Origin of the sequence: Streptomyces otsuchiensis (assembly GCF_004305975.1) — a bacterium.
Classification (GTDB): domain Bacteria; phylum Actinomycetota; class Actinomycetes; order Streptomycetales; family Streptomycetaceae; genus Streptomyces; species Streptomyces otsuchiensis.
Genome location: NZ_BHZI01000171.1, coordinates 1 through 12,910 on the forward strand (window position 1 = coordinate 1; position 12,910 = coordinate 12,910).

Genomic DNA, 12,910 nt, shown 5'->3' on the forward strand with positions numbered 1-12,910 from the left:
GCCGAGCCGCAGCCCCTGGCGGCGGGCTCTCCCGCCGCCAGGGGCTGCGGCTCGGCCTCGGCGGCGACCGGCGCGTCGGCGGTCTCCACCTCGACGAGTTCGTTCTCCCGCCGTGCGACGGCTCGCCTGATGCGCCAGAAGCAGATGGCCGCCATCACCGCTTCGAAGAAGGAGAAGATCAGCCACAGGACCGGCAGGATCTCGGGCTGGTCCTGGTGGGTCAGCACGACCGCGGTGAGGATCGGGACGCACAGGCACCACATCAGGACGACGCGGGTGACGAAGGCGAACCGCGCCAGGCCGAAGCACTCCAGCACCGCGGAGCCCACCATGGCGAACATGAACGCCGCCGCGTAGGTCCACAGCACCCGTGAGGTGTTGACCGCGGTCTCGACGGTCTCCGGCCCGGCCTCGCTCAGACCGAAGGGCGCCAGCAGCAGCGTGGGCGTGACGATCTGGAAGAAGGCGACGACCGCCACATAGGCACCGCTGACCAGGAGGGTGGCCCGCATGATCCGGGGCACGTCGAGGTAGCGCTTGGCGCCGACCGCGTTGCCGCACAGGACGTTGCAGCCCAGCCCGAGCCCGATCAGCGGGATGACGGCCGCGTAGTTGAGCGAGAGGGCGACGTTGTTGGCGGACAGCGCCAGCACCCCGAGCACGCCCGCCAGCCAGACGAAGGCCGTCTGGCCCAGCTCCTCCAGGCCCATCGATCCGCCGGAGGGCGCGCCGCGGCGCAGCCGCAGCCAGACGGTGTCGAAGGCCCGTCGCATGCCCTGGCGCACCAGGTTGACGAAGCCCGCGCAGTAGCCGCTGGGCAGGTAGACCCAGTAGCAGACGAACATCACGGCGACCGCGCCGAGCGTGCCGAGGGCCGAGCCGCGCATCCCCATCTCGGGCAGCCCGAAGCGGCCGAAGACGAGGCCGACGGTCAGCACCACGCCGACGGCCTGCCCGATGAGGCCGACCGTCATCGGGACCCGGGTGCGTCCCATGCCGTTGAAGTAGGAGGAGAGCGCCATGTTCAGGGTCATGACGGCGCCGTAGACGGTGGCCAGGCCGAGGTACTGCGACTCCAGCTCCTGGACGGCCGGCGGGTGGCCGCTCAGCTCGGGAATGCGCATCACCAGCGGGGTGGACGCCAGCAGCACCAGGGAGAGCAGGACGGCGAGGACGAAGCCGTTGGCACCCTCGTCCAGGGTGCCGCGCTCGTCCTCACGCCCCCGGGCCTGGGCGACGTAGGAGCGGGTGATCCCGACGGCGCCGGTGGTGAGCATGAAGATCGCCGTGGCCGTGAAGATCGCGGGGCCGGACGCCTGGAGGGTCTCCTCGGAGTAGCGCGCCAGGCAGATCCGGTCGACCAGCATGAACAGCAGGTTGCCCACCATGCCGAACATCAGCGGCACCGAGGTTCCGACCACCTGGCGCATGATCGGCCAGTCGGCCACCGGGGTACGCCCGGCCGCCATCAGGACCGCTCCCCGGCGGTCACAGGTCGACGCCGGATTCGACGAGCAGCTCGCGGACGCTCTTCACCAGGGCATCGCGGTCCGTGAGGTCGAACGGCAGCTCGTCGCCGACGTCCAGCATCACATCGAGTCGCTCCTCCAGGCCGACCAGGAAGCGCATCTGGTCCAGCGAACTCACGATGATCAGGCCGGGGGCCGCGTCGCCGGGAACGTCCCGGGCCGCCGCGAGCTGGTCGAGCAGCCCGCTGACCACGCCTGCGATGTCTTCCATGGGTCTCATCTCTCGGTGGTGGGGTCGAACGCCGGGCGGCCGCCCGCTCGACGGTGGTCGGGGGAGGCCGCCCGGGGTGGTCTCTCGGGCCTGGTGGCGTGGGCGGCGTCACGCCGGGACGGCGCTACTCCGGAGCGGGTGGTGTCACGCCGGGCCGGGCGAGGCCGGTCCGTCGGGGATCAGGCCGTAGGAGAGGAGGGCGTAGGCGAGCCGGTCCAGGCCGACGCCCGCGCAGCAGGTGGCCTCGACCCCCCGCTCACGCAGCGCGAACGCGTCGGCGAAGACCTCCCCGTGGAAGTTCACGCTGGCCACGGAGAGTTCACCGTCGCCCAGCGGTACCCGCACCTCGAACTTGCCGCCGCTCAGCAGCTGGGCGTCCCGGGCGATCGAGGGGTCGTCCCCGAAGAAGGCGTCCGAGGCGCTGACGATCCGGTGCGGAAGGTCCAGTGACGCGAAGAACTCGGTGAAGACGGTCAGCAGCCGCTCGTACTCCCGCTCGACGGCCGCCGTGCCACCGAGCCGGACCAGCTCGAACATCGTGAACTCGGCCAGCCGGGTGGGCCCGTGGTTGTGGGACTCGTGACGGAAGACCGGCCCCTCGATGGCGAACAGGCCGTCGCTGCCGTAACGCTCCAGCAGAAGCGGCGCGTTGGCGTAGACGTGGTAGCAGGTGACCGGGTTCAGCACCATCTCGGACGGCGTGTAGAACGACGCGAGCGTCTCGTCCTGGCCGGGCCGCAGCTGCGCGACCGTCACCCCGTCCCAGTAGTCGGGGCGGATGCGGCCGACCGTGTTCACCAGGTGGGGGAACTTCTGGTAGTAGCCGGCGCGCACCAGGACGTCGCGGGGGATCTGGGCGGCACCCGTCAGGCTCGGCGCGTCGAACCGGTCGGCGATCCCCCGCCGGACCGCCTCACGGGTGTGCCGCATCGCCGCGCCCCACTCGGGGCCGTGCAGATAGACACCTCCGGCCAGTTCGACCCGGTCGTCCCGGGACGGCGGCGAGGCGTCCACGGCGGTGGTCGGGGCGTGTTCGGCCGCGACCTTCACCGGGACATCCCGGTGTCCGCGCAGGAAGTGCCGGACGATCTCGCCCAGCGCGCGTTCGTCCAGGCCGGACGCGCCCGGAACCGTGACGTCGACACCGCGCTCGGCGGGCGTCACGCGGGCGTCGCCGTAGTAGAAGACGAGAGCCTTGCGCAGTTCGTCGCCGGCTCCGGTGCTCACCGCCCGGGGGTGGTGATGGCGCACTTCGTGCATGGTCCGCCGCCCCTCAGATGCGGTGACGCATGGGCACCCAGTCGGCGAGCAGGATCGCCCGCTCGCCCGGGCCGGGCTCGCTGCCCTTGCGGATGGGGGCGACGTAGTGGCTCACGAGGTGGTCGGTGATCCCGTACGCCTCCAGCGGAGTGCGCATGTCGAACTCGGCGAGGATGTCGTGGGCCGGGACCTCCTCCGGCTGCTTCCCGCGATGGGCCGGGGTGGCGATGACGTTGTTGCCGCCCTCGGCGTTCTCCCGGTAGATCATGTGCGCGAAGACGTACGGCTCGCCGTCCTGGTGCAGCTCGTTGGGCGAGGAGACGGCCTCGCCGTCCTCGTCCTCGATGCGCAGCTTGATCAGGTGGATCCCGACGTACAGCGGCCAGACCGCGTCGTCCTCGCTCCAGCGCGTCTGCTCGAAGTCGAACTGGATCATGTCCAGCAGCAGCGGGTTGTCGCAGACCTCCTGGCTGATCGCCGGAAGGGAGCGGACCACGTTGACGTATTCGGGGTTGTTGTCACCCTGGTAGTAACCGTTCATGCCTTCGAGTGCGTGACTTCTGGAAGCCGGCATCCAGAAGAACTCCCGGGACCACGGAAGGAATACCCCACGTGCGTACCGGCGGTGCCGTCCGGAATCGGGGGCGTACGGGTCGATGGGCAGGTCTTCGTAAGCCGCCCGGAGCGCCCGGTAGTTCTCATCCGTTTCGGTCAGGCCGAAATGCTGGAGGAGATCCCAGCGGTCGTAGCCGTTCTTGGCGAGCTCTGACGGCAGAACTGACATGGCGAAACGCCCCCCGTTGGTCATGGCACTTGATGATGGAGCGTAAGGCAGCCACCGGGGACCGCCAACATGGCGAAGGTCACATGAGGTTTCACGCCGAAACACCCACACCAACAGGGGATTTGAGCTATCACGGGCGCGTTCTGACGCACCGTCAGCCCAGCCGGGAGGCGCCGGACGGGCAGTACCACGAACCGGGGAGGCGCGCAACGGAAACAGCTGAACCGTTGCGCGAATATGGCTGTGCCACACCTCAACCACAAACGTTTCCACGCATGTTGACACTCGACTCCGCAGACGGCTAGCGTCCGAGCGCCGATGCGAATGATCAACACCTCGCTTTTTCCGATTCGGCACGCTGTGACCACACACCAAGGCAGAATGCACACCGGGGGGAAGCGACATGCCCGTCGCCGTCAACGAAACGATTTCATCGATCCTGAAGCAGGTCGCGGAGCTTCCCGATTCCTTCACCGTGCAGAGCTCGCAGGATTTGAACGCCGACCTCGGAATCGACTCGCTGAAGCTGATCGACGTGATCGTCCTGGTCGAGTCCGAGCTGGACATCGAGATCGGTGACGAGTTCTCCCGGGACCTGGTCACCGTCGCCGACCTCCAGGGCTACGTGAACGAACTGGTCCCCGGCTGAGCCTGCCCGGGCCCAGGCGTTCCCTGTCCAGCTCCACGGAGGATCGTGTGTTCGCGTTTGATCTGAGCCAGGTCGCGCTCTGCGCGCCGGAGGGCATCACCGAGTCGGGCGAACCGGCCGGGCTGCCAGCCGACCTGCACGAGGTGATCGGCTCCACCGGCGACCAGTTCCGCGACTGGTTCACCCGCCTCTGCCTCTACCTGGTGCACACCGGCGGGGAGACCCCCGGGGCCGGCGGCTCCGCGGCCCGCGCCTCCGGGACCCGTACCGACGAGACGGTCGTGATCGGCACCGAGTACGGCAACACCGCCGCGCTCGCCCGGCTCCAGCGGGACGCCGCGAGCAAGGGACGGCTGCTCTCCGCGCAGTACTTCCCCAACGCGACCTCCAGTTCGGCCGCCGCCTTCGTCAACCTGAGCATCGGCGCGACCGGCCGCAACATGACGCTCAACGGCGGGACGCTCACCCCGGTCCTCGCCCTGTGGCAGGCGCTCTCGGCCCTGGAGCGGGGCCGGTCCGACGTCAGCCGCCTGCTGGTCGGTGACGTCTACTCCCCCGAAGCCCTGCGGGACGCCGACCACGACGCGCCGGGCGTGACCTGCCGCTCCGGGGTGACGCACGCGACGCTCGTCCGGGGCCACGGGCTCACCGCCGCCTTCGACTTCGGCACAGGTCACGACGCGCCGGGCGACGCGCGGGACGACACGCCGGACAACGCTCCGGGCGCCCGGGTCGAGGTGATCCGGGACCCGGGACACCCCGCTCTCACCGGCGACACCGTCCCAGCCGCCGCCCACGACCGCAACGGCGCCTTCGCCACCGACGCCTTCCTGCGGCTGGCCGGCACCCTGCGGGCCGGGGAGCGGGCCGTCCTCACCTGCCGGACCGCCACCGGGCGCCGGGCCGGCGTCACCGTCACCAGGCAGAAGGTCACCACCGATGCGTAGCAGCTCGACACCGGAACAGACCCGGGTCTTCGTGACCGGAGTGGGCATGATCTCGCCGGCCGGCGCCGGCACAGCCCCCTTCTGGGACGACCTGTGCGCGGGACGCCCGCGCTTCGAGGAACTGACACCGCTGTATCCCGGCATGAAGTCCGGCATCCTCGGCGGCCGGGTGCCCGCCGCCGCCTACGAGAGCGCCCTCTCCGAGGTCAGCGCCGAGACCCGTGAACGCCCGCGCGCCGCCTCGGTCTTCGCGGAGTACGCGGCACTGGAGGCCCTCCGGGACGCGGGAATCGCCCCGGGCGCGCGGGAACTGCGCGACGCGGTCGTCTGTGTGGGCAGCAGCGACGGCCAGGCGGACGCGCTGGAGGACCTGGTCGCCGACCGCCGTGACATCGGGGAGAGCGGCGGCTTCTCCAGCTACTCCATCTCCGACACGGTCGCCCGGGCCGTCGGTGCGCACGGTCCGGTGTTCACCGCGCAGAGCACCTGCGCGTCGGCGAACGTCGCCCTCTCCTGCGCGCTGGAGATGCTCCGTTCCGGTGTCGCCGACACCGCCGTCGTCGGCGGCTGCGACCCGTACTCGGAGAAGAACATCATCGGGTTCGCCACCCTCCAGGCGATCGGGCGGACGCCCTGCCGTCCGTTCGCGGGCAACCGCCGCTACGTCACGCCGTCCGAGGGCGCGGGCTTCCTGGTGCTCCAGACCGAACAGGCGCTGCGCCCCGGCGGGCAGCCCTACGGCGAGGTCCTCGCCGTGGCCGTCAGCAACGACGCCAGCCACCCCACCGCGCCGGACCGTGAGGGCGTCGCCGCCTGTCACCGACGCGCCCTGGCCGAGGCCGGGCTCGGCGCGGACGACATCGACGTGATCTACGCCCACGGAACCGGCAGCCGGGCCAACGACACCATCGAGGCGGGCATCTTCACCGAGCACTATCCGAACGCCGCCGTCACCGCGATCAAGGGAACGGTCGGCCATCTGATGGGCGCGGCGGGGGCGGCCGGCTCGGTGGCCGCCTGCCTCACGCTCCGGCACGGGCTGGTGCCGCCGACCCCGGTCGACAGCGAGGACGTCGAGCCCGGCCTGAAGCTGGTGACCGGCGCACCGCTCGCCGTTCCCGGTCTGCGGCATGTCCAGAGCAACGCCTTCGGCTTCGGCGGCAACAACGCCATCGCCATCTTCCGGGGCACGCCGTGAGCGCCCCCGACCCCACGGGCCCGGGCACGGCGGACGCCGGGCCGCTCCCTCCCGCGCACCTGCGCGACGGGGACGGGCCGCTGCGGCTGACCCGGGACGGTCCGCTCGCCGTGCTCACCATGGACAGCCCGCCGGTCAACGTCTTCGACCTGCCGATGTGGGCGGCCTGGGCCGACGCCGTGGACTGGCTGACCGAGCATCCGCCGCGCGCGCTCCTCGTCCGTTCCGGCGGGCGGATCGTCAGCTCCGGGGTCGATGTCGAGGTCTTCGCCGCTCTGGAGGACGACGAGGCCGAGGAGTTCTGGGAGAGCCGGCTGCGGATCACCCGCGCGCTGGAGCGCCTGCCGTGCCCGACCGTGTTCGCGGCCCACTCGCTGACCCTCACCGCCGCCTTCGAACTCGCCCTGGCCTGCGATCTGATCGTGGCCACGGCCTCCGCCCGGTTCGGTCTGGTGGAACGCAGGATCGGGTTCACCCCCTCCATGGGCGGCACCCAGCGGCTGGCCGAGCGGGCCGGCCCGGGGCGGGCGCGGGAGCTGGTGATGACGGGCGACCTGTACCGGGGGTCGGTCCTGGCCGACTGGGGCGTGGTGAACGCGCTCTTCGAGCCGAAGACCTTCCACGAGGACGCGCACGCCTACGCGCGGCGGCTGGCCGAGGGGCCGACCCGCGCCCACGGGGCGACGAAGGAGGTCGTGCGCGCCTGGCTCAGCGGCGGTGTCGACGCGGCGGACGCCGCCCTCCCGGGGATCGCCGCCCGGGTGACCCGCTCCGCCGACCACCGGCGCGGCGTCGCCGGGTTCCTCGCCCACGGCCCGGAGCACGACACGGTCTACACCGGGGAGTGAGGCGACGTGCCCGCCCGGCGTCTGAGACGACGCGCCCGCCCGGCGTCTCGCGCCACCTCAGCCGTCCTCGGGGACGGCGGTCACGACGACGTTGTTCCGGTAGCCCCCGTCAGCCGTGTAGGGCGGCGCGCAGGTGATCAGGGTCAGCACCGGGTCGCCGTCACGGCGGAAGGTCCACTCGGGCAGGGCCTCCCGGGCGACGGTCTCGCGTCCGGTGATCCGGTAGTGGACGGATTCGGCCGCGTCGCGTTCGACCGTCACGCGGTCGCCCTCGCGTACGTCGTACAGACGCGCGAACTCACCCAGTGCGCCGGTGTGCGCGTCCACGTGCCCCATCAGCACCGCTGAGCCGGCGGGCGCGCCGGGGGCTGGGCCGAACCGGTACCAGCCCACCAGCCGCGGGTCCTCGGGGACCTCGGCTCCGCCGTCGTCCTCCACGCCGACCGGCACCACCTGTGCCGTCAGGCCCACGCGGTCCACCGACACCCGCACGGGTGCCCCGGCGCCGTCCTCCGCCCCCGCGCCCGGCGGCTGCTCGTGCTCCTCGGCGCCCGGTCGCCCGGTGGCGGAGGGCGGGCCGCCGAAGTCCTCCGGTGCGGTGCCACCCGGGGCACCGAGGGCAAGGAACAGGACAACCCCCGCAGCCAGCGCCCCCGCGGCACCGGAGTGTGGCCGGAACCGACGGGGGCGCGGCGAGCGGGGGTGACCCGTGTCCACCTCAGGCGTCCTGGCGCGCCCGACGGCTCACCAGCAGTGCTGCGCCGAGGCCGGCGAGTCCGGCGGCGCTCCAGGCCATCCAGGCCTCGGAGGAGTTGGCCGCGGCACCACTGGTACCGGCGTCCACGTGTCCCGGCGCGGTGTGCGTGCCGTCGATCGTCTGGACCGCGAGGGCGAGGTTGTCGTCCTCCGCGCTGCCCCACGCGTAGACGATGGTGACAGTGCCCTCGGCCAGGTCGAGGTCCGCCGGGCCGATGGCGACCGTGTCGGTGCCGGCCAGGGTGACGTCGGCGGACACGGTGCCCGCGTCGACCTCGGTGGTGTCCTCGCCGGGGTTCTCCAGGCCGGAGAAGACGACGTTGCCGTCGGCGCGGACGTCCACGGCCGGGGCAGCCGCGATGTGCCGCGCGGTCAGCCGGGAGGTTCCCGCCGCCATCTCGGAGGTGTCGTTGACGTAGGCGTTCAGTGCGGGGGTGCCGTCCTCGGACAGGTTGGCGGTGAGGGTCGCGTTGTCACCCGCGCCGACCTCGACCGTGGTCTCCAGGGTGGGGGTGCCTGACGGGTCGGCGCCCGCCTCGAACACGGTGATCTCGTAGGAACCGGGGTCGAGCTCGACCGGGTCGGTCAGGGTGCCGGGCTGGAAGTCGGGGAGGAGTTCCTCACCGTTGGCGTAGACGTCGACGGGCAGGTCGGGCACGCCGTGGAAGACGGAGACCAGGGCTGTGTCCGCGGCGGCGGACGCGTCGGCCGGGGCTGCCGCGGCCGGGCCGGTGATACCCAGGGTCAGTGCGCCGAGACCCAGCGACGCTGCGATGGCGGTGGGTATGCGGAAGCTCATCGGTTGATGTCCCTTCGTCGGGTCCCGCTCGGTGCGGTACCTCGCCCTCACTTCCGTGGCCGGGCTCCCCGTGGATGCGGCTGCCCCCAGGTCGCCCGGGCGACCCGGCTCCCACCTGCGACGCTGCCCCCGAGCACGACCCGTTCGGCGCAGTCGGTCACCTCGGGGCACCGTCCGGCAGCGGACGTGGCGCGGGCGCTTCGGCGCGGCACGGAGGCCGTGTCCGGGACGTCGGGGACGCGTCCGGGCACCGGCACCGCGAGTTGCCGGGCCGGTGTCCCGCCTCCACCGTGGGCGGAGTCGGCACGCGGCCGGCTCCAGCCCACCCGGCCGCGTGCCGCACACCCCGGCGACAGCCCGCCGACGTGGCAGGAGGACTCCGTCATGGTGGACATCGGACCAGCCCCGAGCAGCCGCACCATGATGCCCCGGGTCCGCGGCCGTCGCGGCACCACGGGCACCACGGGCACCACGGGCACCACGGGCACCACGGGGAGCGAAACGGAAGAACCTGACCAAAGCGGTCACGACGGCCTCCTGGAACCGGACGTCGCGGGTTTCCTCGCCGGCGACGAACGGGGCCTGGAGACCGTCTACCAGCGGTGGGGCTCGATGATCCTCGCCCTCGCCAGGCGTGCCCTCGGTGACGAGCGGGAGGCCGAGGACGTGACCCAGCAGGTCTTCCTGGCCGCCTGGTGTGGACGGCACCGCTTCCGCCCCGAGCGGGGCACCCTGGCAGGCTGGCTGGTCGGCATCGCCCGGCACTCCATCGCGGACGCGCTGGCGGCCCGTGCCCGGCGTGGCGAACTGCTGGCCTCCGTGCACACCGACCGCCTCCTCCCGTATCCGGCCGTCGACAGCGGCTCGGGGCCGGAGCAGGTGCTGGACCGGGTGCTGGTCCTGCGTGAGCTACGGCGGCTGCCACGCGTTCAGGTGGAGGTCATCGGCCTCGCCTTCTACAACGACCTGACCCAGGCGCAGATCGCCGAACGGACCGGGCTCCCCCTCGGCACGGTCAAGAGCCACCTCCGCCGCGCCCTGCTGACACTGCGGCGGGCGCTCGGCCCGGAAGCCGCCGGGACGCCTGCGACGCCTGCGGCGGCTCCCGGCGCCCTGTCCGCCGGGACCGCCCGGCGGACGACGCTGCCGGATGCCCCCTGACACGGCTGCCTCGCCGCGCCGGCAGTCGGCCGGGGCGGCGGTCGGGACCGCGCCGGACCCGGCCGGCTGGCCGGCTGTCGTGCGCCGACGAGGCATGCGGGCCGCACGACCGGCGGGGTGGGCGGCGACCCGCGGTGCCACATCGTGGTCCGTGCCACCTCCCGGGGCCGGCCCTGGGACACGGGGGCCGGGGCTCAGCCGACGCGGCGGTAGCTGCTGCCGTCCCGGGTGCGGACCAGGTGCACCGACTCCACGAGGTAGCGGCGCAGCGCCGAGCAGTCCTCGTGGACGGTCAGGATCGCGTCGTTGACCTCGCGTTCGGTGTAGGAACGGTGCGGCTCGAAGAGCGTCCGCGCGAGGTGGGCGAGCAACTGCTCGCGACGGGCCGCCTTGCGCGGGATGGCGACCAGCCGGCCCCGGGTGAAGAGCGCTGAGACGTCGCCGGCGCGGCCGGAGACGGGCTCCGGCGGCGCCTGGTGCCCGGAGGCGGGCTCCGTCGGTGCGGGGACGGCGGACGGGGCGGGCCCGGAGGCGGTGTCACGCATGGGGTGAGCCTGTCCCCGGCCGGGGTGCCGGGGCAACCGGTTATCGGCGCCGGGCGTCCCGCGCGGGATGCCCGGCGCCGCCGGGTCCGTAAGTTCCGCCGCGGGGTGCCGCCCCGGGAGCCCCCGGTGTCCCGGGCCTCCCCGGTATCGGCGTGGGGGCCGACACGGTGCGGTGGGTCGGTGCGGGGCGCCGTCCGGCGGGCGGGGGTCTCCAGCCGCAGCGGCTCGATGCGGTGGGCCAGCACGTTGATCGCCCCGTGCGCGCGTTCGACGGTGCCGTGGATGACGAGCCCGGGGTTGTCCAGTGCCACGCGCTGGTAGCGCCGCCAGACCGGCGGGGGGACGATCACATTGGTCATGCCGGTCTCGTCCTCGATGTTGAGGAAGCAGGTGCCCTTGGCCGTGGGCGGACGCTGCCGGTGGGTGACCAGCCCGCCCAGCAGGATCCGGGTGCGGTCCGTCAGTCCCCGCACCTCCTCGGCGGAGACGGCGCCGAGGATGTCGAGGTGGGAGCGGAGGTACTGGACGGGGTGGGTTCCGGGTGAGGCGCCGGTGGCCCAGAGGTCGGCGTAGGTCTCCTCGGTCGGGGTCATCTCCGGCAGGCGGGGCGCGGCCGGCGGCGTGGTGGTGCCGGGCAGCGGGTCCTGTCCCCGGTGGGCGACGGCGCCGGCGGTCCACAGCCCTTCGCGGCGCCCGGTCCCCAGGCAGGCGAGGGCTCCGGCGGTGGCCAGGTTCTCCAGGACCCGGGCGGGCAGCCGGGTGCGGGCCGCCAGGTCGTCCAGCCCGGTGAACGGGCGTTCGGCGACGATGCGTTCGGCGTGCCCGGCGCCCAGTCCGCGCACCGTGGACAGGCCGAGCCGGATAGCGGGGGCGCCGTGCTCCCCGCCGGGGGTGCCCGCGCCGGACTCCAGGCTGGTCGCGGTCCCGGAGGCGTGGACGTCCACCCCGCGCACGGTGACACCGTGGCGCCGCGCGTCGCCGACGAGGGTGAGCAGGGAGTAGAACCCCATGGGCAGATGGGACATGATCGCGGCGAGCAGCGCGGCCGGGTAGTGCCGCTTGATCCAGGCGCTGGCGTAGACGAGGTGTGCCATCGACTGGGCGTGCGACTCGGGGAAGCCGTAGTGGGAGAACCCCTCGATCATCGTGGCGATCTCCTCGGCCGCCGCCCGGTCGATGCCGCGCCGCCGCATTCCCTCCAGCAGCGTGGTGCGCATCCGCGCCACCTGTTCCGTGGAGTGCTTGGCGGCCAGGGCCTTGCGGAGCCGGTCGGCCTGCCCGGCGGAGAAGCCGGCGCAGTCGATCGCCAGCCGCATCGCCTGTTCCTGCCACAGCGCCACGCCCAGGGAGCGCCGGAGCGCGGGCTCGGCGGAGGGGTGCGGGTAGCGGACATCCTCCACTCCGGCGCGGCGCCGCATGTAGGGGTGGACGGAGCCGCCCTGGATGGGGCCGGGCCGGATCAGCGAGACGGCGACCACCAGGTCGCCGAAGTTCCTCGGGCGCAGCCGGGGCAGGGTGGACATCTGGGCGCGGGACTCGACCTGGAAGACACCGACGGTGTCGGCGCGGGAGAGCATCTCGTAGACCGCGGGGTCCTCGGGCGGGACGGTGGCGAGGTCCAGGACGCGGCCGTAGTGGCGTTCGATCAGGTCGCAGGCGGTGTGCAGGGCGGAGAGCATCCCCAGCCCCAGCAGGTCGATCTTGATCAGCCCGGCGGCCTCCACGTCGTCCTTGTCCCCCTGGAGCACGGACCGGCCCTCCGCGGTGGCCCACTCCACCGGCATGGTCTCGCCGATGGGCCGGCGGGTCAGCACCATGCCGCCGGAGTGGACGCCCAGGTGCCGGGGCAGCCGGTGGAGTTCGGCGGCCAGGGACCGCACGTCGGCGGGGACGGGGGCGGTCTCCGGCGGCGGCTCGTGGTGGTGGATGTGGCGGGTCATCTCCTCGATGCGGTCCTGCGGGTAGCCCAGGGCGCGGGCCGCGTCCCGGACCGCCAGCCGGGGGCGGTAGGTGATGATGTTGGCGACCTGGGCGGCGTGGGTGCGGCCGTAGCGGCGGTAGACGTACTGGATGACCTCCTCGCGGCGGGCGTGCTCGAAGTCAAGGTCGATGTCGGGCGGACCGGCCTTCTCCTCGCTGAGGAAGCGGGCGAAGAGCAGCCCGTGCCGGATCGGGTCCACGGCGGTGATGCCCAGGACGTAGCAGATCACCGAGGAGGCGGCC

Annotated in this window: 12 protein-coding genes and 1 pseudogene; 5 read left to right on the top strand and 8 right to left on the bottom strand. The window is 72.9% G+C overall.

Going from position 1 to position 12,910, the window contains the following annotated elements; genetic code table 11:
• The 4 genes from E0D90_RS16870 to E0D90_RS16885 all read right to left on the bottom strand — a co-directional run.
• On the bottom strand, nt 1-1,469 hold a 1,469-nt coding region (locus E0D90_RS16870; RefSeq protein WP_227870269.1), incomplete at its 3' end, for an MATE family efflux transporter.
• Nucleotides 1,470-1,488: 19 nt separating this feature from the next.
• The gene (locus E0D90_RS16875; RefSeq protein WP_103503888.1) at nt 1,489-1,740 is read right to left on the bottom strand and encodes a hypothetical protein; all 252 of its coding nucleotides are present in this window, start codon (nt 1,738-1,740) and stop codon (nt 1,489-1,491) included.
• A 144-nt stretch (nt 1,741-1,884) separates the two neighbouring features.
• Entirely contained in the window at nt 1,885-2,967 is a 1,083-nt protein-coding gene (locus E0D90_RS16880; protein WP_130799097.1) for a class-II aminoacyl-tRNA synthetase family protein, read from the bottom strand.
• A gap of 46 nt (nt 2,968-3,013) precedes the next feature.
• On the bottom strand, nt 3,014-3,808 hold the full coding sequence (locus E0D90_RS16885; RefSeq protein ID WP_227870270.1) for a 2OG-Fe dioxygenase family protein: 795 nt from the start codon (nt 3,806-3,808) through the stop codon (nt 3,014-3,016).
• A gap of 379 nt (nt 3,809-4,187) precedes the next feature.
• On the opposite strand from E0D90_RS16885, the gene E0D90_RS16890 reads away from it, so the two are divergent.
• From E0D90_RS16890 to E0D90_RS16905, 4 genes are read left to right on the top strand one after another with little or no spacing between them, the layout of a single operon-like run.
• The gene (locus tag E0D90_RS16890) at nt 4,188-4,433 is read left to right on the top strand and encodes an acyl carrier protein (RefSeq protein ID WP_103503886.1); all 246 of its coding nucleotides are present in this window, start codon (nt 4,188-4,190) and stop codon (nt 4,431-4,433) included.
• Nucleotides 4,434-4,480: 47 nt separating this feature from the next.
• Nucleotides 4,481-5,380 (top strand): hypothetical protein, encoded by a 900-nt coding sequence (locus E0D90_RS16895; RefSeq protein ID WP_130799098.1) that lies wholly within the window; start codon nt 4,481-4,483, stop codon nt 5,378-5,380.
• Nucleotides 5,373-6,578: a beta-ketoacyl synthase N-terminal-like domain-containing protein gene (locus E0D90_RS16900; RefSeq protein ID WP_130799099.1), complete on the top strand. Its 1,206-nt coding sequence runs from the start codon at nt 5,373-5,375 to the stop codon at nt 6,576-6,578. The genes E0D90_RS16895 and E0D90_RS16900 overlap by 8 nt, the downstream gene beginning before the upstream one ends.
• Nucleotides 6,575-7,426 carry an enoyl-CoA hydratase/isomerase family protein gene (locus tag E0D90_RS16905; RefSeq protein ID WP_227870271.1) on the top strand — a complete coding sequence of 284 codons (852 nt, stop codon included), beginning with the start codon at nt 6,575-6,577 and terminating at the stop codon, nt 7,424-7,426. Before E0D90_RS16900 ends, E0D90_RS16905 begins: the two co-directional genes overlap by 4 nt.
• Nucleotides 7,427-7,483: 57 nt before the next feature.
• Here E0D90_RS16905 and E0D90_RS27910 read toward each other — a convergent pair whose 3' ends face one another.
• Together E0D90_RS27910 and E0D90_RS16915 are read right to left on the bottom strand one after the other, a co-directional pair.
• Nucleotides 7,484-8,143, bottom strand: coding sequence for a class F sortase (locus E0D90_RS27910; protein WP_227870272.1), 660 nt, complete (start codon nt 8,141-8,143; stop codon nt 7,484-7,486).
• 1 nt (nt 8,144) lies between these two features.
• Nucleotides 8,145-8,981 carry a DUF4397 domain-containing protein gene (locus E0D90_RS16915; protein ID WP_130799100.1) on the bottom strand — a complete coding sequence of 279 codons (837 nt, stop codon included), beginning with the start codon at nt 8,979-8,981 and terminating at the stop codon, nt 8,145-8,147.
• Nucleotides 8,982-9,365: 384 nt separating this feature from the next.
• On the opposite strand from E0D90_RS16915, the gene E0D90_RS16920 reads away from it, so the two are divergent.
• Nucleotides 9,366-10,142, top strand: coding sequence for an RNA polymerase sigma factor (locus E0D90_RS16920; protein ID WP_227870273.1), 777 nt, complete (start codon nt 9,366-9,368; stop codon nt 10,140-10,142).
• A gap of 194 nt (nt 10,143-10,336) precedes the next feature.
• On the opposite strand, the gene E0D90_RS28615 is transcribed toward E0D90_RS16920, so the two are convergent.
• Nucleotides 10,337-10,552 (bottom strand): DUF2087 domain-containing protein, encoded by a 216-nt coding sequence (locus tag E0D90_RS28615; RefSeq protein WP_374754169.1) that lies wholly within the window; start codon nt 10,550-10,552, stop codon nt 10,337-10,339.
• Nucleotides 10,553-11,430: 878 nt separating this feature from the next.
• Nucleotides 11,431-12,897 (bottom strand): annotated as a pseudogene (locus tag E0D90_RS16930) (helix-hairpin-helix domain-containing protein); the annotation flags it as partial.
• Nucleotides 12,898-12,910: the final 13 nt, after the last annotated feature.